At 65.9% G+C, this 23611-nt stretch carries 22 protein-coding genes; 14 read left to right on the forward strand and 8 right to left on the reverse strand.

Annotated features, from left to right (window positions below):
- The first annotated feature begins 76 nt into the window (after positions 1 to 76).
- On the forward strand, positions 77 to 3400 hold the full coding sequence (locus HIM68_RS13885; protein ID WP_367647539.1) for a S41 family peptidase: 3324 nt from the start codon (positions 77 to 79) through the stop codon (positions 3398 to 3400).
- A gap of 171 nt (positions 3401 to 3571) precedes the next feature.
- On the opposite strand, the gene HIM68_RS13890 is transcribed toward HIM68_RS13885, so the two are convergent.
- A complete protein-coding gene (locus tag HIM68_RS13890; RefSeq protein ID WP_367647540.1) occupies positions 3572 to 4210 on the reverse strand; it encodes a hypothetical protein in 639 nt (212 codons plus the stop codon).
- Between the two features lie 225 nt (positions 4211 to 4435).
- Here HIM68_RS13890 and HIM68_RS13895 point away from each other — a divergent pair, with 225 nt between their 5' ends.
- The 5 genes from HIM68_RS13895 to HIM68_RS13915 all read left to right on the forward strand — a co-directional run bounded on the left by HIM68_RS13895 (position 4436) and on the right by HIM68_RS13915 (position 9763).
- On the forward strand, positions 4436 to 5269 hold the full coding sequence (locus HIM68_RS13895) for an enoyl-CoA hydratase-related protein (protein WP_172173099.1): 834 nt from the start codon (positions 4436 to 4438) through the stop codon (positions 5267 to 5269).
- A 62-nt stretch (positions 5270 to 5331) separates the two neighbouring features.
- Positions 5332 to 6477 carry an acyl-CoA dehydrogenase family protein gene (locus HIM68_RS13900; protein WP_172173101.1) on the forward strand — a complete coding sequence of 382 codons (1146 nt, stop codon included), beginning with the start codon at positions 5332 to 5334 and terminating at the stop codon, positions 6475 to 6477.
- Positions 6478 to 6584: 107 nt separating this feature from the next.
- On the forward strand, positions 6585 to 7349 hold the full coding sequence (locus tag HIM68_RS13905; RefSeq protein WP_139467633.1) for an SDR family NAD(P)-dependent oxidoreductase: 765 nt from the start codon (positions 6585 to 6587) through the stop codon (positions 7347 to 7349).
- Between the two features lie 94 nt (positions 7350 to 7443).
- Entirely contained in the window at positions 7444 to 9138 is a 1695-nt protein-coding gene (locus tag HIM68_RS13910) for an AMP-binding protein (RefSeq protein ID WP_172173103.1), read from the forward strand.
- Complete coding sequence (locus tag HIM68_RS13915) at positions 9128 to 9763, forward strand: TetR/AcrR family transcriptional regulator (protein WP_139467631.1); 636 nt, start codon at positions 9128 to 9130, stop codon at positions 9761 to 9763. The genes HIM68_RS13910 and HIM68_RS13915 overlap by 11 nt, the downstream gene beginning before the upstream one ends.
- 205 nt (positions 9764 to 9968) lie before the next feature.
- Here the strand turns inward: HIM68_RS13915 and HIM68_RS13920 are convergent, their stop codons facing one another.
- Positions 9969 to 10769 carry a family 1 encapsulin nanocompartment shell protein gene (locus HIM68_RS13920; RefSeq protein ID WP_139467630.1) on the reverse strand — a complete coding sequence of 267 codons (801 nt, stop codon included), beginning with the start codon at positions 10767 to 10769 and terminating at the stop codon, positions 9969 to 9971.
- Positions 10766 to 12025, reverse strand: a complete 1260-nt coding sequence (locus HIM68_RS13925) for a Dyp-type peroxidase (protein WP_172173105.1) — start codon at positions 12023 to 12025, stop codon at positions 10766 to 10768. Before HIM68_RS13925 ends, HIM68_RS13920 begins: the two co-directional genes overlap by 4 nt.
- A gap of 236 nt (positions 12026 to 12261) precedes the next feature.
- On the opposite strand from HIM68_RS13925, the gene HIM68_RS13930 reads away from it, so the two are divergent.
- From HIM68_RS13930 to HIM68_RS13950, 5 genes are all read left to right on the forward strand, one after another.
- Positions 12262 to 12741, forward strand: coding sequence for a DUF488 domain-containing protein (locus HIM68_RS13930; protein WP_172173107.1), 480 nt, complete (start codon positions 12262 to 12264; stop codon positions 12739 to 12741).
- On the forward strand, positions 12738 to 13256 hold the full coding sequence (locus HIM68_RS13935; RefSeq protein WP_172173109.1) for a DinB family protein: 519 nt from the start codon (positions 12738 to 12740) through the stop codon (positions 13254 to 13256). The genes HIM68_RS13930 and HIM68_RS13935 overlap by 4 nt, the downstream gene beginning before the upstream one ends.
- A gap of 35 nt (positions 13257 to 13291) precedes the next feature.
- Positions 13292 to 13639 carry a VOC family protein gene (locus tag HIM68_RS13940; RefSeq protein ID WP_172173111.1) on the forward strand — a complete coding sequence of 116 codons (348 nt, stop codon included), beginning with the start codon at positions 13292 to 13294 and terminating at the stop codon, positions 13637 to 13639.
- 113 nt (positions 13640 to 13752) lie between these two features.
- The gene (locus HIM68_RS13945; protein ID WP_172173113.1) at positions 13753 to 14403 is read left to right on the forward strand and encodes a TetR/AcrR family transcriptional regulator; all 651 of its coding nucleotides are present in this window, start codon (positions 13753 to 13755) and stop codon (positions 14401 to 14403) included.
- On the forward strand, positions 14400 to 15689 hold the full coding sequence (locus HIM68_RS13950; RefSeq protein WP_172173115.1) for an MFS transporter: 1290 nt from the start codon (positions 14400 to 14402) through the stop codon (positions 15687 to 15689). Before HIM68_RS13945 ends, HIM68_RS13950 begins: the two co-directional genes overlap by 4 nt.
- A 52-nt stretch (positions 15690 to 15741) precedes the next feature.
- On the opposite strand, the gene HIM68_RS13955 is transcribed toward HIM68_RS13950, so the two are convergent.
- On the reverse strand, positions 15742 to 16236 hold the full coding sequence (locus HIM68_RS13955) for a helix-turn-helix domain-containing protein (protein WP_139909554.1): 495 nt from the start codon (positions 16234 to 16236) through the stop codon (positions 15742 to 15744).
- Positions 16237 to 16312: 76 nt separating this feature from the next.
- On the opposite strand from HIM68_RS13955, the gene HIM68_RS13960 reads away from it, so the two are divergent.
- The gene (locus HIM68_RS13960; protein ID WP_172173117.1) at positions 16313 to 17695 is read left to right on the forward strand and encodes an MFS transporter; all 1383 of its coding nucleotides are present in this window, start codon (positions 16313 to 16315) and stop codon (positions 17693 to 17695) included.
- An 18-nt stretch (positions 17696 to 17713) separates the two neighbouring features.
- On the opposite strand, the gene HIM68_RS13965 is transcribed toward HIM68_RS13960, so the two are convergent.
- Positions 17714 to 18091: a VOC family protein gene (locus tag HIM68_RS13965; RefSeq protein ID WP_172173119.1), complete on the reverse strand. Its 378-nt coding sequence runs from the start codon at positions 18089 to 18091 to the stop codon at positions 17714 to 17716.
- Positions 18092 to 18204: 113 nt separating this feature from the next.
- On the opposite strand from HIM68_RS13965, the gene HIM68_RS13970 reads away from it, so the two are divergent.
- Complete coding sequence (locus HIM68_RS13970) at positions 18205 to 19578, forward strand: aldehyde dehydrogenase family protein (protein ID WP_172173121.1); 1374 nt, start codon at positions 18205 to 18207, stop codon at positions 19576 to 19578.
- A gap of 180 nt (positions 19579 to 19758) precedes the next feature.
- On the opposite strand, the gene HIM68_RS13975 is transcribed toward HIM68_RS13970, so the two are convergent.
- On the reverse strand, positions 19759 to 20205 hold the full coding sequence (locus HIM68_RS13975) for a MarR family winged helix-turn-helix transcriptional regulator (RefSeq protein WP_172173123.1): 447 nt from the start codon (positions 20203 to 20205) through the stop codon (positions 19759 to 19761).
- Positions 20206 to 20373: 168 nt separating this feature from the next.
- Here HIM68_RS13975 and HIM68_RS13980 point away from each other — a divergent pair, with 168 nt between their 5' ends.
- Positions 20374 to 21588 carry an MFS transporter gene (locus HIM68_RS13980; protein ID WP_172173125.1) on the forward strand — a complete coding sequence of 405 codons (1215 nt, stop codon included), beginning with the start codon at positions 20374 to 20376 and terminating at the stop codon, positions 21586 to 21588.
- 13 nt (positions 21589 to 21601) lie between these two features.
- Here the strand turns inward: HIM68_RS13980 and HIM68_RS13985 are convergent, their stop codons facing one another.
- Positions 21602 to 22276, reverse strand: coding sequence for a metal-dependent transcriptional regulator (locus HIM68_RS13985; protein WP_172173127.1), 675 nt, complete (start codon positions 22274 to 22276; stop codon positions 21602 to 21604).
- A gap of 10 nt (positions 22277 to 22286) precedes the next feature.
- On the reverse strand, positions 22287 to 23594 hold the full coding sequence (locus HIM68_RS13990) for a sodium:proton exchanger (protein ID WP_172173129.1): 1308 nt from the start codon (positions 23592 to 23594) through the stop codon (positions 22287 to 22289).
- Between the last annotated feature and the right edge of the window lie 17 nt (positions 23595 to 23611).

Below are 23611 nucleotides of genomic sequence, written 5' to 3' on the forward strand. Positions count from 1 at the left end.
ATTGCCGGGTGCAAGTTGCCTGGGCATCGGTTCCGGCCCGCGGTCGCCGCACTGTCGAGCTTGTAATGTGGGTCACGTGACTTATCTTCGCTATCCCCATATCCAGTCCGATCTCATCACCTTCACCGCCGACGACGATGTCTGGCTCGTTCCCTCCGCCGGCGGCCGCGCCTGGCGGCTGACCTCCGATCATGCGCCGGTCCGGTCACCGAGGATCTCGCCCGACGCAGCGCACGTCGCGTTCGTATCCTTCCGCACCGGCCAGGCGGAGCTCATGGTCGCCGAGGTGGCCACCGGGTCCCTGCGTCGGCTCACCTGGTTGGGGTCGAGCGCGATGACGATGCTCGGGTGGGCCGATGCCGCCCATGTCCTCGTCGGCGCGAATGCCGGGGAGTTCGAGGTCCGCAACCATGTCGTGAAGTCCGTGAGCCTCGACGGCGAGGTCGATCGGCTGTCGTTCGGTCGTGCCTCGGGTCTGGCCCGGCACCACACGGGAGTGACCGCTCTGTCGACGCCGTTCTCCCGTCCGCCCGCGCACTGGAAGCGCTACCGGGGTGGGACTGCGCCGAGGCTGTGGCTCGATCGAGTCGGCAGTACGAACGCTGCCGGCATCGGAGATGGATCCGGGGCCCGGTGGCAGCGGCTGCTGCGCGAGGACGAGGCCTCTCTGACCGACCCGCTGTGGGTCGGCGATTCGCTCGTGTTCACCTCGGACCGGGCCGCGACCTTCCCTCACCATGCAGATGAACAGGCGAACCTGTGGATCATCGACGGACTGGCCACCTCGGCGAGTTCGGGTGATGACTCGGTCGAACCACGGCAGCTCACGCACCAGTCCGAGGCCGAGGGCTATGTCCGTGACGCCACGACCGACGGCACCCGCATCGTCTGGCACTCCCGTGGGGAGATCAGGATCCTCGACAGCCTCGACGCCGAGGTCCGCACCCTCGCAGTAGCTCTGCCGGGCACCCAGGTGCAGCCGCTCAGTCTCGACCCGAAGACCGGGCTCAACCACATCAGCCCCGACAGAGAAGGCAATGCCTCGGTGGTGGAATGGCGGGGAAAGACCTTCTGGCTCGCCCACCGCGAGGGCCCGGCCCGGGCGCTGTGCGCGGATTCGTCGATCCGCACCCGCGAACCTCTCGTCCTCGGTGACACCGGGTTTGCCGCGTACATCACCGACGTCGAAGGGGAGGACGCGATCGAGGTCGCGTCCGTGACCGGGGACAAGCCGCCTCGGCGAATCGGGGCCGGAGCCCTGGGACGGGTCCTGCACCTGAAGGCGGATCCGGCGGGGAAGATGCTCGCCACAATCTCCCACGACGGGTCGATCCGGACCGTCGAGGTGGGCAATGGTCGGACGCGTCTGATCGGGCATTCGGGACACGGCGAGGCGCGCGATCCGCGGTTCTCACCCGATGGGAAGTACCTCGTGTGGTCGCAGCCGACGCAGGGTGAGGAGCTGCTCGCACAGCTGATGATCGCCGAGGTGAAGTCGGATCGCGAGGCCCAGCCGCTGACGACGGGCAAGTTCAATGACTTCTCGCCGACGTTCACCCGGGACGGGAAGTTCGTCGCTTTCCTCTCCGATCGCACCTTCGATCCCTCGTACAACCAGCATTCCTTCGATCTGTCGTTCAACGGCGTCACCCGACCGTGGCTGCTGCCCTTGGCCGCCGATGAGCCTGCGCCCTTCGGACCGAGCGCCGGCGGATGGGCGATCAGCGAGGTCACCGAGGAGGCGAAGTCCGAGCGCGGTCGCGGGGACAAACCCGCCGCCACCGTCGAGGTCGAGCTCGAGGGAGCCGAAGAGCGCATCGTGCCGTTCCCGGTCGCCTCGGGGGTCTTCCGGGATCTCGAATCCGCCGAGGGAGGTCTCGTCTGGCTGCGCACCGGCGACGTCGAAGCCGGTGAGCTCGGCACCGGACGGGCCGGAGATGCCGGTGAGAAACCCGCCGAGGTGGTCCAGTACTTCGACTTCGCCAAGCGGAAGGTCAGCACCGTCGTCGACAAGGCCGACGAGTATGAGATCTCCGGAGACGGCAAGCTGCTCGTCGTGCGCAGCGACGATGCGATCAGCGTGGTCCCGGCGAACCGGAAGGTCGAGGCCGACGATGATGACAACATCTCCGTCGATCTCTCGCGTCTGCGGTTCGAGCTCGACCGCCGGGCCGAGTGGCTGCAGATGTTCGAGGAGAACTCCCGGATCATGCGCGACCACTATTGGCGCGAGGACATGAACGGGGTCGATTGGGAGTCGGTGACGCTGCGCTGGCGTGCCGTGGCCGCGAAGGCGCTGACTCATGACGACCTCGTCGACGTGCTGTGGGAAACCGTGGGCGAGCTCAACACCTCGCATGCTTATGTCACGCCGTCTGGGCTCGGCGATGGGTCGAAGAAGCTCGGATTCCTCGGTGCGGATCTTGAGCGGAGCGCTGAGGGTTGGACGATCTCTCGCATCCTTCCCGGTGAGAGCAGTGAACCGGGGGCAAGGTCGCCGCTGCGCCAGGCCGGAGTCGGAGCTCAGCCCGGCGATGTCATCGTTGCTGTCAACGGTCAGCCCGTCGACGAGGCGGCCGGTCCCGCCGCTCATCTGCAGGGGGCCGCGGACACAATCGTCGAGCTGACTCTGCGCCGCGGTCGCAAGGACCGCGCGGTCGCCGTGATTCCACTGCCCACCGAGGAGAAGCTGCGCTATCAGGATTGGGTGCGCTCCCGCCGGGAGTATGTGGCCGAGAAGTCATCCGGCCGCATCGGCTATGTGCATGTCCCGGACATGACCTCCTACGGGTGGGCGCAGATGCACCGGGATCTGCGGCAGGCCATGGGTTGCGAGGGCGTCATCGCCGATGTGCGGTTCAACCGAGGCGGGCACACGAGTGCTCTGGTGGCCGAACGCTTCGCCGATCAGGTGGTTGCCTGGGGTGCGGCTCGCAGCTATGACCAGATGGACCGGGACCCCGAGGATGCTCCGCGCGGCCCGGTGGTGTTCGTGGCCAACGAGTTCTCCGGCTCCGACGGCGACATCATCAACGCGCGCGTGCAGGCCAAGGGCATCGGCCCGGTGATCGGCGTGCGCACGTGGGGCGGAGTCGTCGGCATCGACGGTCGCTACGATCTCGTCGATGGCACCGGAGTGACGCAGCCGCGCTATGCCTTCTGGATCGAGGGCAAGGGCTGGAGTGTGGAGAACTACGGCGTCGACCCCGATATCGAGGTCGAGCACGATCCCGGTCAGATCTTCGCCGCCGACGATCCGCAGCTCGATCGTGCCATCGCCGAGGTGTTCGCTGGGCTGGAGGCCCGTCCCGCCGCCCAGGCTCCGGAGTTCCCACCGCCGCGCGTGCAGCCGCTGAAGAAGGACGGAACCGGGGTCTTCGAAGCCCCCGCCGAGGACTGACCTCCCGCCCCGCCGAGTGGCCACGAGCGCACGCGAAGCGACGTGAGGAGCCGCCCGGCCGGGCCACCTCGTGGGGAGTCATCGGGTTCTGATCCAGTCATCGGGAGAAAACTCGATGACTGGATCAGAACCCGATGACGAACCGAACGAAACTCGATGCGTGCCAGTGCCCTACCGCTCGGTCGGGACGAGGGCCCACATGCCGAAGGCGAGCAGCACGAAGCCCGAGATCACGCCGCTGATGACCGGGATGAACGCCGGAGCTGCCGCGAAGAAGGCGATGAACCCGCCGATTCCGCAGAGGGTCACGACGGTGGCGAGCACATGAAAGCGATTGAGCTCGAACACCCAGCCGAGCGCATAGAAATGAGTGCCGACGACCACTGCCACCCACGCCACTCCGAGCTCCGGATGGCCGAGGCTCGTGAGCAGTCGGGCTCCGGCGAACAGGAGAACCGCCTCGATGAGCACGATGATCCAGTAGGCGCGACCGAACGGCGGTTCCCGGCGCCCGCTCTTCCCTGATTCGCCGAGGCGGCCGCCTCCACCACGGTTCCGCAGCAGTCCGCGAACCGCGAGGACCGCGATGCCGGCGAAGACGATGACGCCGACCGCGATGACAAGCGTGCGCCCCAGGGTCGAGAACTGGCCGGTGTTGATGATGAGGAACAGCAGCCCGAAGCCGGCGCCGATGAGCGCCCCGATCTCCGCACCGGCAGCTGTCTGCCTGCCCCTCGGTGACGTCGAGCCGTTCGGCCCAGGTTCTACAGCGGTCATCGTCGTCCGTCTCTCGTCGTCATCGTCAGCCACGCCCGACCCATTGCCGGGGTTCGGATCGGCCGGCACCCGAGCAGTGCATTCTGTCGGCACCCTTGCCGGCAACATTCTTCCACCAGTTCACCGTCGCTCCGATGCGGACGGACGAAACTCGGCGAACTCACAAGAATCTTCCGGCACCGCGACTCTTGACCTCGTTCATGAACTGATGTTCACTAGGTGTGAACATAGATTCATTATTCGTTCGAGGAGGCAACGATGCCAACATCCACCAGCCCGACTCAGCAGACCGCAGCCACGGATTTCGACGACATCCTCTACGTGGTGGAAGAGACCTTCGCGGTCATCACGATCAACCGGCCCGATTCCTTCAATTCGTTCCGGTCGCAGACCGTCGACGAGCTCATCGAAGCCTTCACTCTCGCCTGGGGCGACAACCGCGTCCGTTCGATCATCCTCACCGGTTCCGGGCAGAAGTCCTTCTGCGCCGGCGGCGACGTCAAACAGAAGGCGCGGACCGGCGACTACGGCCCCGGCCGCTACGGCATGTTCCGCATCTCCGAACTCCACAAGGTCATCCGCTCGGTGCCGAAACCGGTGATCTCCGCGGTCAACGGTGTCGCCATCGGCGGCGGAAACGTGCTCACCACCCTCTGTGACATCACGATCGCGGCCTCGCACGCGCGCTTCGGCCAGGCCGGCCCCAAGGTCGGATCCTTCGACGCCGGCTACGGTTCGGCTTTCCTCGCCCGGGTCATCGGTGAGAAGCGCGCCCGTGAGATGTGGTACTTCTGCGAACTCATCGACGCACAGAAGGCCGAATTCTGGGGCCTGGCCAACGAAGTCGTCGACGCCGACGAACTCATGCCCCGCGCCAAGGAACGCGCCCGGGCCCTCGGTCTCAAGGCACCGACGGCGCTGCGCTTCCTCAAGCAGTCATTCAACGCCGATTCCGAGATGCAGACCGGCTTCACGAACCTCGCCATGAGCGCCCTCGACCTCTACGCGCACTCCCCGGAATCACACGAAGGAGCGGCCGCCTTCGCGGAGAAGCGTGATCCGGACTTCAGTCGCTTCGACGGCGCGTACTGACCCCCGGCGCCCCGCCGGCACAGATCCCACCCGCACAGACCCTGACAGCACAGAGGATTCCCGTGGACACGACTCTCACCCCCGATACCCAGACCCTGCTCGATGCGGCGGCCGGATTCGAGGAGCGGCTCATCAGCGAGGCCCGAGAACGCGAAGCCGCCGGCCGCATCGGTGCCGATATCACCCGGGAGATGGGCCACGCCGGTCTCATCGCCCCCGAACTGCCGACCCACCTCGGCGGGGCCGGACTGACCAAGGTCACCGCGGGTCTCGTCACCGAGGCCATCGCCCGTGGAGACCTCACCGTCGCCTATATCCAGGTCGTCGGATCCCTCATCGGACAGGTCATCGCCCGCAATGCCAGCACCGAGGTGGCCGCCCACTACTGCCGCCTCATCACAACCGGTGACGAAACGGTGGCCATCGGACTCTCCGAACCCGAGGCTGGTTCGGACGCCGGAAACCCCTCGACCACGGCCCGACGGGACGGCGACGACTGGATCGTCAACGGCACGAAGTCGATGTCGCTGGCCATGACCTCGACGGCAACGGTGATCTTCGCCCGCACCGACCCCGAGGCGGGGCGCGGAAAGGGCATCTCGGCGTTCCTCGTCGACCTCGACGCCCCCGGAGTCACCCGGAACCCCATCATCGACATGGGTCAGGCGGCCGTCGCTCGCGGCAGCGTGGACTTCACCGATGTCCGTGTGCCCGCCGACCACCTCCTCGGCGAGGTCGGTGGAGCATTCACCCAGGTCATGCAGGGATTCGACTTCTCTCGAGCTCTCATCGGACTGCAGTGCACGGGGACTGCGACGCGCGCGATCGAGGATGCCTGGGCCTACGTCAAGGGACGTGAGGCCTTCGATCAGCCGCTGTCGAAGTTCCAAGGGGTCTCCTTCCCCCTGGCCGAGGCGGAGACGAAGATGGCGGCGGCCCGACTGCTATGCCTGGACACTCTGCGCCTCGGCGACGAGGGCCACCCGCACACCTCTCAGGCGGCCATGTGCAAGTGGTGGGCCCCGCTCGAGGCCTACCATGCGGTCCATCAGTGCCTGCTTCTGCACGGACAGAACGGCTACAAACAGGACCGGGACGTCGAGAAACGACTGCGCGACGTGCTCGGCATGCAGATCGGCGACGGCACCGCCCAGATCATGAAGCTCATCATCGCCCGCAACTCCGCCGGTCGCGATTACGCCCCCTGACCGGGAAGAACACAAACCGGTCCCACCCATAGCTTCTCCACTGGCACTCCTCTCGCACGGCTCACATTCCAACCGCAGCATCAGACTCTCCACTGGAAGGACACACCATGTCAGCACCCACTCAGACCGCACCTCTGACCGATCGCATCATCATCGTCACCGGTGCCGCCTCCGGAATCGGCAAGGGAATCGCGACCCGCCTCGCCGCCGACGGCGCCACCGTCGTCGTCGCCGACCTCGACGCACAGACGGCCGCGGACACCGCCTCGGCGCTGGGGCATGATTCGATCGGGCTCGCCGCCGACGTCACCGACCGTGCGGCCGTGGACGCCATGATCGCCGAGGTGGTCGAGCGCTTCGGACGCATCGACGTCCTCGTCAACAACGCCGGCTGGGACAAGGTCGAACCGTTCATGGAGTCGACGCCGGCGACCTGGCAGCGGGTCATCGCGATCAACCTCCTCGGCACGCTCAACTGCACGCAGTCGGCGGCCGAGCACATGATCGCAGCCGGATCGGGATCCGTCATCAGCATCGGCTCGGACGCCGGCCGGGTCGGGTCGAGCGGGGAGGCCGTGTACTCGGCGGCCAAGGGCGGGATCATCTCGTTCACGAAGACCTTCGCCCGCGAGGTCGCCCGTCACGGGATCTCCGCGAACTGCGTGTGTCCCGGACCGGCCGACACGCCGCTGTTCGCTGAGATCTCCGCGGACAATCCGAAGCTGCGCACCGCACTGGAGAAGGCGATTCCGATGCGTCGGCTCGCCCAGCCCGAGGACCTCGCGAATGCCGTGGCCTTCTTCGCCCGTCCCGATTCCGCTTATGTCACCGGCCAGACACTCTCCGTCTCCGGCGGACTGACGATGGCCTGAGCATCACGGCCGTCTCCCGTCGGCGGCAGTTGTCAGCACGACTACCAGCACCACCCGAGTCACAGGCACGACACCAGAGCAAAGGAGCCCTGCTATGCCCACCCGATTCGAGACCATCCTGACCGACTCCCTCATCAAGGAATTCACCTCATCCGGGGACTGGAAGAACCAGACCCTGCTCGACCACCTCGAGCACTGGAGTGCACAACGACCGGACGCGGTCGTCACCCGCGATCCCTACGGTGCTCACACCTATGCCGAGCTCAGCTCGGATGTCGACAGCTGTGCCCAGGCGCTCGTCGACCTCGGGGTCGAACCCGGCGACGTGGTGGGTGTGCAGCTGCCGAACTGGTATGAATGGCTGGTCATCCACCTCGGCGCGATCAAGGCCGGCGCTGTGACCAACGGCCTCATCCCGATCTATCGGGACCGCGAGATCGGGTATATGGCGAAGAAGGCGTCGGTCTCGGTGCTCTTCGTGCCCAATCGCTTCCGAAAGTTCGACTATCCCGATATGGTCGACCGACTGCGTCCGAACCTGCCAGAGCTGCAGCACACGATCGTCCTCGACACCCCTGGCGAGGCGACCTTCGACGGTCGGGACGGCTTCGAGAGGTGGACGGAATTCCTGGCTCGAGGGGAACGCGACTCAAGCTCGGACGGTTCACGGTCGGCCGCCTCGGCGATCGAATCCATCGCTTGGGACGGCCGGCGCCCGGACCCCAATGATGTCGGACTCATCCTCTTCACCTCGGGGACGACGGGCAATCCCAAGGGTGTGATGCACACGCACAACAACGTGCTCGCGGCCTCGCTGCCGTGGCCGGATCACCTGGGCCTGGACGAGGATTCGGTCATCCACATGGCCTCGACCTTCGGCCATCTCACCGGCTACATGTACGGAGTGTGTCTGCCTCTGCTCATCGGCGGTTCGGGCGTGTTCCAGGACGTGTGGAACGGCGAGGAGTTCGCCCGTCTCGTCGCCGAGCACGGAATCCAGCACACATCGGGGGCGACTCCGTTCCTCCACGATCTGCTCGAGGTGGCGAAGTCGACGCAGCACGACCTGTCCTCCCTCAAGCACTTCTGCTGCATGGGCGCCCCGATTCCACGCGTCATGGTCAATGAGGCGCGCACGCTGCTTCCGGAGCTCAACGTCTTCGGCGGCTGGGGACAGACGGAATGCGGGCTGGTGACGATGACGGCGCCGGGCGATTCGGAGGAGAAGGTCACGAGCACCGACGGACGAGCACTGGGCTCGATGAAGGTCCGCATCGTCGATCCCCTCGGGGAACCCGTGCCCGCGGGCGTCGAAGGAAAAATCCAGGTCACGGGCCCATTCCTGTTCGTCGGCTACCTCGATGAACCGGAGCAGACGGCAGACGCCTTCGCAGGCGTTTGGCTCGATACCGGAGACCTCGCCGAAATGGATGCCGAAGGCTTCATCCGGATCGCGGGGCGGTCGAAGGACATCATCATCCGCGGCGGCGAGAACATCCCGGTGGCCTATATCGAGAACGTTCTCTACGAACATCCCGCGGTCTCCCAGGTCGCCGTAGTCGCGGTGCCGCATCCCCGGCTGCAGGAGATCGCGTGCGCGGTCGTGACCCTCAATGAGGGCCACAGCCTGACGATGGACGAGCTGCAGGAGTTCTTCGACGCGAAGGGAGTGGCCAAGCAGTACTGGCCCGAGGCCCTGCAGTGCCTCGACGAGTTCCCTCGCACGCCAAGCGGTAAGATTCAGAAGTTCAAGCTCAGAGAGGAAGTCGCCGCCGAGCATGTCAGCTGAATCCGAAGATCTCAACGCGATCGTCCGTGGTGCCCGCGCGGAATTCCGAGAGCGGCAGATCGTCGACGCCGCCGTGCGTCTGATGCAGGAGAAGGGCACTCATTCGGTGTCCATGCAGGCGATCGCGAGGTCCGGCGGGGTCAGTGTCGGACTGCTGTACAAGTACTTCTCGGACAAGGAGCAGATCGTGCTCGCCGCGATCACCCGCGTCCTCGAGGAGTTCCGTCTCCGTGTCCCTTCCGCCATCGCCGAGGCGGCCGAACCCGTGGACAAGGTCATCGCCGCGTTCACGGAGTTCTGCCGCATCGTCGGTGAACAGAGACATGCGGTCGTGCTCACCTATCAGGTCTCCAGGGCACTGTCGAAGGACGGACTGAAGTCGATCCAGGACCAGGAGCTCGAGACCCTCCAGCCCCTCGTCGACGTCGTCACCGCCGCCGTCGAGGCAGGCGACCTGCGTGATGTCGATGCTCAGGTGCTCGGGCACGACCTCATGTCGATCGCCCATATGTGGGCGCTCAAGTACTGGTACTTCCAGCGGATCGGGCTCGACCTGGAGACCTATATCGACCGGCAGGTGCGCACGCTTGTGCTGAGCAACCTCAGCGAGGCTGCCCGCCGCTAGGCCACCTCGTGGGGAGTCATCGACTTCTGATCCAGTGATCGCAATATAGCTCGATGACTGGATCAGAACTCGATGTGCAACCGTACAGAACCCGATGATTCAGGGAACAGAACCCGATGCCTAGGCAACTGCGGCCCTCTGCTGTGCAGCGCGACCTGGGGGCTGCGCCGCGACTCCGCATGCGCAGCAGTTCACCGAGCCGGGCTCAGGGGTGCAGGGGGACGCTCGATTCGTCGGTGAGCGCGAGGAAGCCGAAGGTCTCCTGCAGGTACAGGTCGACGGTCTCGCTGTCGTGGCCGCTGTAGCCGATCGACAGGTCCTGGCCGAGGTGGAGTTCGTAGTCGCCGCCGCGGGTGGACACGAGCAGGGCACCTTCGAGCGCCGGCGCCCAGACGATCTCCCCGGCGCCGAGCTGGCGGGAGAGGTGATCGCGGATCGGGAAGCCGTGGTCGGTCGACTCGGAGACCTTCGTGTATTCAGCCTCGGACAGCAGCAGGCTGTAGGGTCCGTCGACACCGGCCGTGCGCAGGCTCGACAGCGCCTGCGCCACCGCGTCCGCATAGTCCTCCACTGCATCGGGCAGGGTCACGGCCGCGTTCGACGAGTTCGGGACGATTCCGCCGATGCCCGCGGAGTCGAGTCCGTGGAGGATGGCCCGGTCCTCGGCCAGGGCGATCGTCGTCGCTGCGTCCTTGACCGGCTGCCAGTCCGAATCGCCGGAGCCGCGTGCAACATCGTCGATGGCCTCACGCGTGACAGTGAAGGGGGCGCGCAGTTCGACGAATTCCTGCACGATGCGCTGTCGAATGTGCAGACCCGACGAATAGGACTGCACATCCTTGATATGTCCCGTGGTCACCGAGGAGGTCTCGAAACCGGTCGGCCCCTCGACGTCGACGATGCGCCGACCGGCGATATTGCGCTTGAAGGTGCGCCGAGCCTCCTCCTCGATCTCCGCCCAGGCCGGGCCGGTGATCGGGGCGAGTTCGCGATAGAGATTGTTCACTGTCGTCTCCTGTTCAGGCTGCCGATTCCCAGGCTGCCGTCCGTGGGTGCTGAGGTGTCCGAATCTGTCGGGTCGTCGCTGTCTGTCGGTTCATCAGCGACCGGATCGTCGTCCGATCCGTCGTCGATGTCCGGTCCATCGACCTTCGCCGAGGCGGCTCCGCCGATCCCGAGTCCCGCCTCCGCGAGTTCCCCATCGGGATCGTCGAGGAAATCCTGGGACGGGACGAAGAACAGCCCTCCGGTCACCGCGGTCGAGAAGTCGAGGATCCGGTCGTAGGTGCCCACCGGGTCTCCGATGAACATGTTCGTAAGCATCTGCTCGGTCGTCGTCACGTCTGCTGCATAGGCGATGAAATAAGTGCCGTACTCCGCGGAGCCGACGGATCCGAAGACCATATTGTCGCGCACGATCTCCCGGTCGTTGCCGTCCTCGTCCTCGATCGAATTGAGCACGAGGTGCGAGTTCGGTGCTTTGTCCTCCTCGGCGAATTCGACGTCGGAGAGTTTGTGCCGCCCGAAGGCCGCTTCCTGCTCCTCGACGCTGAGTGCGTCCCAGGCGGCCATGTCGTGTGTGTACTTCTGAACGATCACAAAGGTGCTGCCCGGATAGCCCGGGGCGCCATCGCCGGGAACGGCTCCCACCTCGGCTCCTGCCCCGGCGGCGGCAGCGACATCGGGTCCCGCCTCGGCGGAATCCAGGATGGCCTCCGGGCCGGAATCCTGGGCGACGTCATCGGGGTGGCGGAACACGGCGTCGACGGCACCCTGGTCCTCGGGGTTCTCGGTGCCGTCGACGAAACCGAGGATGTCGCGTTCGTCGAAGTAACGGAAGCCGTGGACTTCGTCGGCTACGTCGACGGCGCCCTGCAAAGCATCGCCGATGAGTCGGGCGAGTTCGAAGCACATGTCGATGCGGCGAGCGCGGATGTGGAACAGCAGATCACCCGGGGTGGACGGTGCCGTGTGGACGTCTCCGCGCTGTTCGATGAAGGGGTGGAGACCCCGGGGGCGGGGCGCGGTGAACATGCGGTCCCAGAGGTCGGCGCCGATGCCCGTGACACAGCTGAGATCGGCTTCGCGGGAGCGGAAGCCGACGGTTCGAGTCAGCCCTGCGATCTCGGACAGGAAGTCCTTGACTCTGCTCTCGAATCCGGGGCGGACCGTGAGGACGAGGAAGATCGCAGACGGCGACGGCGGGACCAGCACCCGTTGCGGACTCTTCCCATTGGGGAATGCCTGTTGCCAGACGGTCACTGCATCATCTCCTCCGCTCGCGGCTTCGGCGCGGTGCACCTCGGGACACCAAGGTGACCTACGTCTCGGAGTCTACGCCTCACCAGGCGCGATTGGCCACGGTGCCCATACCGACTGTCGTTGAGAGCAGCTGTCGTCAGAAACAGCTGTCGACAAGACCGGCAGAGGCAGACGGGCACTGCCGCTGCATTCGCGTCGTAGACTCGAAGGGAAGCGAGCGAAAGGAACATCCTCCGATGTCCGGGAAGAAGAGCTCCGCCGAGAGCAGCGCACACATGGTCCGGGTCCGCCGCATCTACGACGAAGCGCAGACCTCCGATGGGACCCGGATCCTCGTCGATCGAGTCTGGCCGCGCGGTGTGAGCAAGGACAAGGCCGAACTCGACGACTGGGTCAAGGACGTCGCGCCCTCGACCGAACTGCGCAAATGGTATTCCCACGACCCGGAGAAGTTCGACGAGTTCGCCCGCCGCTTCCGCGAGGAACTGAAGAGCGATGAAGCCGAGCAGGCCCTCGATGAACTGCGCGAGCTCGCGCAGAAGGGGACCTTGACCCTGCTCACGGCGGCCAAGCGCGATGACATCAGCCAGGCCACCGTGCTCGCCGAGATCCTCAACGACGGCAAGAAGACGAGTGGCAGGAAGGCGAGCGGCAAGACAACCGGAACCACCAAGTCCGGAAGCAAGAAGGCGAGCTCCAAAAAGGACAGCGAATGAGCGAGATCACCCCTGACACCCGCGACTGGACCGATGTCCTCGCCGGCGGCTGCTCCGAGTGCGGCTTCACCGGCACCGAAGACCCGCCCGACGTCCCGACCACCCTCACCGAGGCGGCCGCCACCTGGCAGACGGTTCTGACCAGGGATGACGCTACCGAACGGCGCAGTCCGGACCGGTGGTCGGACATCGAATACGCCGCTCATATGCGCGATGTCCTCGACGAATTCCGCCGTCGCACCGAGCGCATGCTGGCCGAGACCGACCCGATCTTGGACAACTTCGACGGCGATGCGGTCGCCGTCGAATCCGACTATGCCCACGCCGATCCCGCCGAGGTGGCCCCCGCCGTGCGTACGGCCGCGGAGTCCTACGCCGGCCTCCTGTCCCAGGTCAGCGGGGAGGAATGGGAGCGTCAGGGTTTCCGCTCCGACGGTCACGCCTTCACCGTCGCCTCGCTCACGCTCTACGGACTCCACGAAATCCGGCACCACCTCGGCGACGTCGGGGCCTGAGGGCACAACCGAGACAACTGTCGAAAGGTGAAGCCATGTCATTGGAATGGGAACAGATCGTCATCGATTCGCCCGACCCATTCACGCTCGGGCGCTGGTGGGCTCGAGCGCTCGGCTGGGTGATCGTCGACGAGAACGACACGGAGATCGAGATCCGGCAGAATCCCGGTCGCCTGCCGGGAATCATCGTCGGCATCGACCGGGAAGAGAAGGTCGTGAAGAACCGACTCCACCTCGATTTCCGGCCCGATGACCGTGACGCCGAGGTGGCCCGCCTCCTCGATCTCGGAGCACGCCGTGTCGATGTGGGTCAGACCGGAGACGAACCCTGGGTCGTCCTCGCCGACCCCGAAGGCAACGAATTCTGCATCCTCAACTCCTGATCGGGCCGAGAACGGCCGCAACACAGACCGAAGCCGGGCCGGAGACCAGGGCGTCGAAACCGTCACCACTGTTTTATTGGACACATGTGTCCAAAATGCTTTAGTCTCGTCACATGGGCAGGAAGAAGAGCTTCGACGAGCAGTCCGTCATCGATGCCGCCATCGCCGTGTTCAGCGAGCACGGCTATGCGGGAACCGATGTCGGACTGGTCTGCGAACGCGCGAACATCGGCCGCTCGAGCTTCTACAACACCTTCGACAGCCTCGACGCCGTCTTCCTCCGCGCCCTGCGTGACTACACGGCCACGGGCATCCCGCTCAGGGAGGAACTCGAGCACAGCCCCGAACCCGCACCCGTCCTGCTCATGCACCGCCTCGGCGGCGAGCTGAAGAAGCAGTGCGACGACGAGAACCGGACCGGGTGCCTGTCGGCGAACACGGCGGCCGAGCTCGGCCGCGAAGTCGATGCCGTGTGCTCGATCCTCGACCCCGACCGCGACGCGTGGCTCGACACCTACTCAGGCATCATCGAGCGCGGTCAGACCGCGGGCCATATCCTCGCTGACCTCGACCCCCGAATCCATGCCCCACTCATCCACAGCGTGCTCGCCGGCCTGCGCATCGCCGCCCGCGTCATGACCACGGAGGACGTCCTCGCCCAGGCCCGAGCCTTCGTCGCCGGACTGTGCACTCCGGCCGGCAAGGCCACCCTCGAAACCGGAGGTGCTCCAGGCGCCTCGACGAAAGGCAGCCCCACCCCATGACCACTTCACCACCGCCTTCTCTCAGGCCTCGGGTCCCCGGTCAGGTCTATCTGCTGGCCGCCGTGATCTTCTGCCTCGGCACCAGCGAATTCATGATCGCCGGAATCCTCGAACCCTTGAGCGCTGACCTCAGTGTGACGATCCCGCAGGCGGGCCTGCTCATCACCGGTTTCGCCGTCGGCATGATCGTCGGGGCACCGGCCATGACGCTGCTGACGCTGACCCTGCCCAGGCGAGCGACGATGATTGTCATGATCATCGGCTTCTCCGCCCTCCACATCCTTGCGGCGCTGTCACCGAGCTACGGACTGCTCATGGTCTCAAGGGTGCTGTCGGCCTTCGCCTGCGGCGGGTTCTGGGCCGTTGCCGCCGTCCACACCTCGGCCATCGCTCCCGCCGCCGTGCAGGGCCGCGCACTCGCCAGCCTCGTCGGCGGACTCACCGTGGCCAACCTCGTCGGAGTGCCGATGGGAACATGGATCGGCACCCAGTTCGGGTGGCGATCGACTTTCTGGGCGGTCGCCCTCGTCACCGCCCTAGCCGCCGTTCTCATCGCCGTGACCACCCGGTCGAGCGCGAAGTCCACCGACCCATCGAAGTCCACCGACCCAGACGAAGCAGAATCGCCTGCTCCCGCCGAGGCGGCCCCCAGCCTGCGTACGCTGCTGCGTGCCGAGATCGCGGCGTTCAAGGGACCCCGAATCTGGTTGGCCCTGGGCACGACGGCGCTGTTCCAGGCTTCGGTGTTCGCGTCCTTCTCCTACTTCTCCCCGCTGCTCACTCGGGTGGCCGGCCTGTCCGCGGACCTCGTTCCCGCAGTCCTCGCTGCCTTCGGCGTCGGTGCCTTCGTCGGTGTCGTCGTCGGCGGGCGCTTGGCCGACAGGAATATCTTCGGCAATATCGTCGGCAGCCTCACGGCTTTGGCGCTCAGCCTCGGCGCCCTGTGGCTGGTCGCGGACAATGCGATCCTTGCCGTCATCATGATCGTCCTCGTCGGCGCCAGCGGTTTCTCGATCGCCGGGGCGCTCAATGCCCGCGTCTTCCAGATCGCGACTCAGGCGCCGACCCTGGCCGCCAGCGTCAACACTTCGGCCTTCAACGTCGGCAATGCAGTGGGACCGGCCGTCGGCGCCTGGGTCATCGCCGCCGGGTTCGGCTTCCCCTCCACGGTCATCGCCGCCATCGTCCTCGCGCTCGCTGCACTCGTCGTGGTGGCCGTGGCGATCCGCGTCGAACGGACGTGGGCACGGCGATCAGAGCCCATCCTCGCCGAGGTGGCCTGCTAGTCCCAGCAGACCGTACAGCTTGTCCCAGCGGACCGTACAGTCCGGTCAGTGCTCAGCTCAGAGTCCCAGCCGGCTGCAGCCGTTCGCGCGCGTCCTTCCATGGCTTGACCCAGGTCATCTGTTCGGGAACCAGAGTCTCGCCGCAGGCGCTGCAGACCTCGCCCTGAGTCGTCTCCTGCCCGCAGGCTTCGTGGATGAGTCCCATATGGCCTCCGCCGGCAGGCAGTTCGGTGTGCTTCTCTGCCCACAGCGACAGCTGCTGCAGGATCGGCAGCAGATCGGCCGCGGCCTCGGTGGCCGCATAGCCCTGCCGGATCCGGGCCCCATCGGCGTAGTCGACCTTCGTCAGCAGCCCGGCCTCGATCATCCCGGACAACCGCCGGCTGAGCACGGCTTCGGAGATTCCGAGATTCTCACGCAGCTGATCGAAACGCCCCCGACCATGGAGGACGTCGCGGACGATGAGCAGCACCCACGGATCGCCGAGCACGTCGAGGGACCGCTTCACCGGACAGAACTCCTGCGACCAATCCGAACGCAAAGCCATCTCGACTACCTTTCTTCGACGAAGTCTGCTTATACTTCCCCCAGTATAACTTCTTTGAAGAAAGTTCGAGGGATCGATGTCGACCACTCCACCCGCGCAGCGGCGGCACCGCCGCGTCCACCCCGCCTGGTGGGTCGCTTCCGTCGCCTTCATCGCCCTGCTCGCTGCCGCCGGATTCCGGGCTGCTCCCGGAGCACTCATGGTCCCGCTCCATGCGGACTTCGGGTGGTCGATGAGCAGCATGTCCCTGGCCGTGAGCGTCAACCTGCTGCTCTACGGACTCACGGCCCCCTTTGCCGCGGCACTCATGGATCGCTTCGGCATCCGCCAGGTCGTGGCCGCGGCTCTGGCTCTCGTCGCCCTCGGCGCCGGAGGCAGCGTGCTCATGACCGCGTCGTGGCAACTGCTCATATTCTGGGGAGTGCTCATCGGGCTGGGCACTGGTTCGATGGCCCTTGTCTTCGCTGCCACCATCGCCGATCGCTGGTTCGTCGCCCGCCGCGGGCTGGTCATGGGCATCCTCACCGCCGGATCGGCCACCGGTCAGCTGATCTTCCTGCCGCCGGTCGCGACGATCGCCGAGTCCACGGGGTGGAAGCCGGCATCCCTGCTCATCGGCATCGCGGCGATGGCCGCCGTGCCGCTGGTCTGGTTCGTCCTCCGCGATCATCCCACTGACCTGGGCGTCCTGCCCTACGGTGCGGCTGATGCGAGCACGGATCGCCCGACCGACTTCAACGACGAGACCGAGCCTGAGGGCGACACCCCGACCACGGCGGAGTCCGCCCCGACCACGCCCGCCGAACGCCGCGGCACCGGTGCCGCCCGACGCGCCTTCGCAGGTCTCTTCTTCGCCGCCCGTCATCGCTCGTTCTGGGCCCTGGCCATCGCCTTCGCCATCTGCGGCGCGACGACGAACGGCCTCATCGGCATCCACTTCATCCCCTCGGCCCACGACCATGGGATGCCCGCCTCGACGGCGGCCGGCCTGCTCGCGGTCGTCGGGATCTTCGACATCGTGGGCACCGTGTTCTCCGGTTGGCTGACCGATAAATTCGATCCCCGGATCCTCCTCGTCGCGTACTACACGTTCCGCGGGGTCGGCCTGCTGCTTCTGCCCTGGCTGCTCTCGGACACGGTCCACCCGAGCATGATCCTCTTCATCGTCGTCTACGGCCTCGACTGGGTCGCGACGGTCCCGCCGACGGCCGCTCTGTGCCGGGAGATCTTCGGCGACAACGGCACCATCGTCTTCGGCTGGGTCTTCGCCGCCCATCAGATCGGGGCCGCCGCCGCGGCCTTCGCCGCCGGCGCCGTCCGTGACGCCTTCGGTGAGTACACCTACGCCTGGTGGGGCGGGGCGGCCATGTGCGTCATCGCCGCGGTCCTGTCGTTCGCGGTCAGACGCCGTCTGATCGATGATCGCAGGGAACCCGCCACCGCCGAGGCGGCCGCGTAGTCCCAGTTCAACCGAGATTCAGTCCTGTTCCTCCGGTTCCCACAGCTCGATCCGATTCCCTTCGGGATCGGTCACCCAACCGAAGCGTCCGATTCCGTCCATCTGCTGGGTCTCGTCGTCCACTTCGGCGCCGGCAAAGCGGAGCTGCGCGATCATCGCGTCGAGGTCGCCGACACGGAAATTCAGCATCGTCTGCTGCCGGTCCTGACCCTCCGGCCGCGTCCCGAAATAGTCGGTGTCGGCCTCGAAGAGTCCGATCACGGTCGGTCCGGCCGGCTGCTGCCACAATCCGTGATCACCGAAGTCGACGCCGAGGACGTCGCGGTACCAGGCCGTCATCGCCTCGGGGTCGGCCGCCCGCAGGAAGTATCCGCCGATTCCATTCACTCTCTCCATGTCCGAATCCTATGCCCGATCCCAATCCCAGGGATGGACTCAAGTGTCGCGGAATGTCGGGAGACTGTAGTTTGTTACAGGGCACAGATCGTCAACCCGTGAAAGGACGTTCCATGAGCAAGTTCGCTGTCACCAATGCCAACACCGGCGAAGTCGAGGAGGAGTTCGCCTCGGTTCCCAAAGAGGAGATTCCTTCCTACATCGATCGTGCCCACGAGGCACATCTGGCGTGGAAGGAGACGCCGCTGCATGAGCGCGCGGCGATCCTGCGCAAGTTCGCCGATCTCGTCGATGAGAATGCCGATGAGATGACCGACATCATCGGTCGTGAGATGGGCAAGATCAAGAAGCAGGGCCTCGGCGAGGTCGACAAGGTCGCCCGCACCGCCCGCTGGATGGCCGACAACGCCGCCACCCATCTGTCCACGACCCACCTGGCCGCCGCCGGTGCGGCCAGCAGCTATGTCGAGCACCAGCCGCTTGGCGTGTTGCTGGGCATCATGCCGTGGAACTTCCCGTACAACCAGATCGCCCGCTTCGTGCTGCCCAACCTCATGGTCGGCAACACGATCATCATGAAGCAGGCGTCGATCTGTCCGAAGTCCTCGCAGTACTTCGAGAACCTCCTCACCGAGGCGGGACTGCCGAGGGGCGTGTACCAGAACATCTACCTCGATTCCTCCCACGCCGAGGAGGTCCTCAAGGACTTCCGCGTCAAGGGCTTCTCACTCACCGGTTCCGAGGGTGCCGGTGCGTCGGTGGCCGCGATCGCCGCGAAGTACTACAAGCGCGCGGTCCTCGAGCTCGGCGGAAATGACCCGGCCGTCGTCCTCGACTCGAAGGACGTCGCCTCGGTGGCGCAGAAGCTCGTCGGGATTCGTCTGGCGAACGCCGGCCAGGTCTGCACCTCGCCGAAGCGCATGATCGTCGTCGATGAGCTCTACGACGAATTCGTCGCCGAGGCGGTCAAGGCCGCCGAAGCCATGAAGATCTCCGACTTCGACGACCCCGAGGTCGGCATGGGACCCGTGTCCTCCGAAGGTGCTCGCGACGAGATCATCGAGATGATCGAGAAGGCCGTGGCCGATGGTGCGACCCTGCACACCGGCGGCAAGAAGCTCGACCGCCCCGGCTGGTTCATGTCCCCGGCCGTGCTCACGGACATCGACCCGCACTCGGACCTCGGCTGCAACGAGCTCTTCGGACCGGCCGTGATGATCTACCGTGCCAAGGACGAAGAGGATGCTCTGCGTCTGGCCAATGATTCCGAGTACGGCCTCATGTCCTCGGTGTGGACCGACGATCTGGAGAAGGGTCAGGAGTTCGGCAAGAAGATCAACGCCGGCATGACGCTGATCAACAGCCACATGGAATCCGGACCGGAATACCCCTTCGGCGGCATCAACCGCTCCGGCTACGGACGTGAGAACGCTCAGTGGGCGTTCCAGGCGTTCACCAACGAACACCTCATCCGCGTCCACGTCTGATCAGTCGCACCTGTTCTCAGGTGGAATTGATCGGCTGAGTCCTGTGCCCTAGTGCAGGATCACCATCGCCGAGGCGGTCGAAAAGGCCCGATCGACAGCGAATTTCCGCTGTCGATCGGGCCTTTTCCTTTGGGCCAGCTCTGCCTCTGCGGTCAGAGTGAGTCAACTCAGGATGCAACTTCAGACGACCGACTCGGCATAGAGCGCCGAGACCAGTGGCGCGAGCTCCGGCGTCTCACGAGCTTCGGCGAGAGCGGATTCGAGCACACTGTCATGCGTCGGATGGGCTTCGGCGAGCAGCGTCTCACCGGCAGGGGTGAGTTCGGTGTAGATGCCGCGACGGTCGTCGGCACAGAGCACACGAGTGAGCAGCCCGCGGTCCTCGAGGCGAGTGACCAGCCGCGTCGTCGCGCTCGATGACAAGGCGGCGGCGCGGGCGAGTTGCCGCATGCGCATATGCCAGCCGTCCTGCCGGCTCAGCGCATCGAGGACGGTGAATTCGACCACGGAGAGGTCGTGCTCGCGCTGGAGACTGCGTTCGAGCTCGACCTCGATGAGTCCGTGCAGAGCAGCGAGCGTGCGCCAGCCCTTGGCCCGGATCTCCACCGCGTCGTCCCTGATGCCCACGTCATTCTCCTTGTTCTCGACGTCTCTCAAGGATACACCACTTGCGCGGATAAGACGCGTGTGCAACTATATTCATTGCGTCTGCAACTACTGCACACGCGCTCTATTGCACACGCACGTGATTTCGCGACCGCGGAATCCGCTCCCCACCGAAAGGTCTGCACCACCATGCCGCTCGCACTGCTCGCTCTCGCCATCGGCGGGTTCGGAATCGGACTCACCGAGTTCGTCATCATGGGCCTTCTGCCCGAGGTGGCCGCAGACTACGCGGTCTCCGAGACCGTCGCCGGATACCTCATCTCCGGCTATGCCCTTGCTGTCGCCATCGGAGCCATCGCGATCACCGTGGCGCTGAGCCGGGTCGATCGGAAGACGGCTCTCATCGGCCTCATGGTCCTCTTCATCATCGGCAACGGACTCTCGGCTCTCGCCCCGAGCTACGAGATGATGATGGTCGGACGCATCGTCGCGGCACTCTGCCACGGCGCCTTCTTCGGCATCGGCGCGGTCGTGGCCGCTTCCCTGGTGCCCGCGAACCGTCAGGCCGCGGCGATCTCGATGATGTTCGCGGGTCTGACCACGGCAAACGTCCTCGGAGTCCCCTTGGGCACCTTCCTCGGCCAGGCCGCCGGATGGCGGTCGACCTTCTGGACCATCGCGGTCATCGGCATCATCGCCCTCATCGGCATAGCCGTCCTCGTCCCCTCGATTCCGGCACGATCGGACGCGGCCTCGGGCATCCTCGGCGAATTCCGCATCTTCGCCTCCGGTCAGGTGTGGGCGTCGATCCTCATCACGATCCTCGGCTACGGGGGCATGTTCGGAGCCTTCAGCTATATGGCGTTCACGCTCACCGGAGTGACCGGCTTCTCCAGCGCCGCCGTCCCATGGCTGCTCGTCCTCTTCGGAGTCGGCCTCTTCATCGGCAACATCCTCGGCGGTCGGGCGGCCGATAAGAACCTCGGGGCGACCCTGCTCACCCTGCTCATCGGTCTCGTCGTCATCCTCGCAGTGTTCTCTCTGATCGCCGAGAACAAGGTCGCCACGATCATCGCGCTGGTGTTCATGGGCGGGTTCGGCTTCGCCACGGTTCCGGCCATGCAGATGCGCATCATGCGCCACTCCGGCGACGCGCAGACTCTCGGGTCAGGAGCGAACATCGCGGCCTTCAACGTCGGCAATGCCTTCGGGGCGTGGGTCGGCGGACTGACCATCGCCTCGGGCCTCGGCTATACCTCACCGCTGTGGGCGGGTGCGCTCGTCACCGTCGGCGGGCTCATCACCCTCCTCATCGCCGGACACGCGCGGGGAGGGGAATTGCGCCAGAAGGCAGTACACACCGAGGCCACCGCGGATCCCGAGTGGGAATCGCAGTCGGTCTGAGGCTCTGTCTGCCTCAGCCGACGCAGGGTGCGACGCGGATCGCGTCGGCGGCGTCGAGGGCGAGTTCGATGATCTCGTCGCCGACGCTGACCGCGATCGCCGAGGCGGCCGAGCTGATCGATCTCACCTGCAGCTTCGTGCCGATGACGATTCCACGATCGGTGAGGTAACGCAGCAGTTCAGGCGACCGGTCGGACACGCGCACGACCTCGACCTCGACGCCCGGGGCGGTCTCCTGCAGCCGCCGGCTCGGGAAATCGGCTGTGTGCCCGTCGGCATCGGGAATCGGATCGCCGTGCGGGTCACGCTGCGGGCTTCCCAACGCTGCGTTCATCCGTTCGAGCACGAGATCGGAGACGGCATGTTCGAGTCGATCCGCCTCGTCATGGACCTGATCCCAGGTCAGCCCCAGAGCCTCGACGAGGTAGGACTCGACGATGCGATGGCGTCTGACGATCTCGACGGCGATCTGCCGGCCCACATCGGTGAGCACGATCTGCCCGTAGGGTTCGTAGTCGATGTAGCCGTCGCGAGCGAGCTTCTTGAGGTTCGCCGACACCGTCGAGGCGGTCACTCCCAGCTGTTCGGCCATCTCGGTGGTGGCGGGGCGACCGCCGGGCCATTCGTAGGCCTTCCAGATGAGGGTGACATAGTCCTCGACCATGCGAGTGACAGAGGGGCGCGGCATGATCGTCATTCTACGCGCGGGTACCGGTCGACTTCGGGTCGGCGGACATTGTGACGGGCGGTTCGCGCTCCGGATCGGCCGCCTCGGCGGGGTCTGCACCGTCGTCACTGCGCTGCGGTCTGCGGAACGGGGCAGCGAGCGTGGGGAGGATGTCACTGCGGTGGAGGATAAGGAAGACGATCGCCAGCACCGCTTGGATCGCGGAGAGAACATAGCGGCCGGAGGTGTCCGTGACGAAGAACTGCACCCCGAAGAGCGCGGCGAGTCCCAGCGCTGGTGCCCAGTGGAAGCGCAGGGCCAAGATGATCGCCACACCGAGGAGGGTCTGCGTGGCCGTGAGCGTGAACTCCTCGATCTGCCGCCCGTCCAGAGGCAGCCCGAGACCACCCCCACCCGCGAAATGCGCGATCGGCAGGGAGCCGACGAGCAGGCTCCATTGGTTGACCTTCGAGGCGATGAGTGTGCCGATGGCGGCCCCGCCCATGCCGCGCAGGGCGAACATTGCGGCGATGATGAACTCGGGGGCCTCCGAGGCCAGCGGGGCCAGCCACTGGACGAGGAAGTAGCTGTCGATGCCCAACGCCGAACCCGAGGCCACGAGCGCCTCGGCGAATGGTTCGGCAGACAGCAGGATGATCGCTGCCGAGACGACGAACATCGTCACCACCGTGATCCGACGGGCCTTCTGCGGCATGGCGACGATGAGAGCCGCGGCGCCGACGAACTCCTCTTCGTCATCGCCGGCGGCCTGCCCGGCCCGCCACAGATAAGCGACGAAGATGAGCACGAGGGCTGAGCCGAACCAGATGGGGATGCTGCCGAGCAGCGGAATGGCGAAGGCGATCACACCGAGGATGACGAGGAAGCCGATGTCCATCCGGCTGCCCGAGTCGATGTGCAGGGAATGCTGGAAGGGGGACTTCGTCCGCTTGGCCATGCGGCGGGCGACGAGGAGGGCGATGATGACGACGAGCGGCCACCCGAAGCCGAGCAGCAGTCGGTTCGATCCGGTCATATTCGCCGCCGCGAAGTGCAGGTAATCCGGATCCGTTCCGGAGCGGAACGCGTAGTAGAGGTCCACGGCGTATTCCGGGAGGACCGCGATGAGGGCGAGCAGGGCGATCGCGAGGGCACCCGAGATGTCCTTCTGCGCCGCCTCGGCGGCCCAAGCCAGGAGGAAGGCGGCCGCGACGATGGCGGCGCCGAACGCGAGGAGCTCGAGAACCGGGGCGAGTTCGATGCCGGTGATGCGCAGCACCACGGCGGGTGCGGCGATGACGAGGCAGATCGCGATACGGCGGATGATTGCGGTGGGCATATCTCAAGACTTCCCGC

The organism is Brevibacterium sp. CT2-23B, assembly GCF_013168765.1.
In the GTDB taxonomy this organism is placed as follows: Bacteria; Actinomycetota; Actinomycetes; order Actinomycetales; family Brevibacteriaceae; genus Brevibacterium; species Brevibacterium sediminis.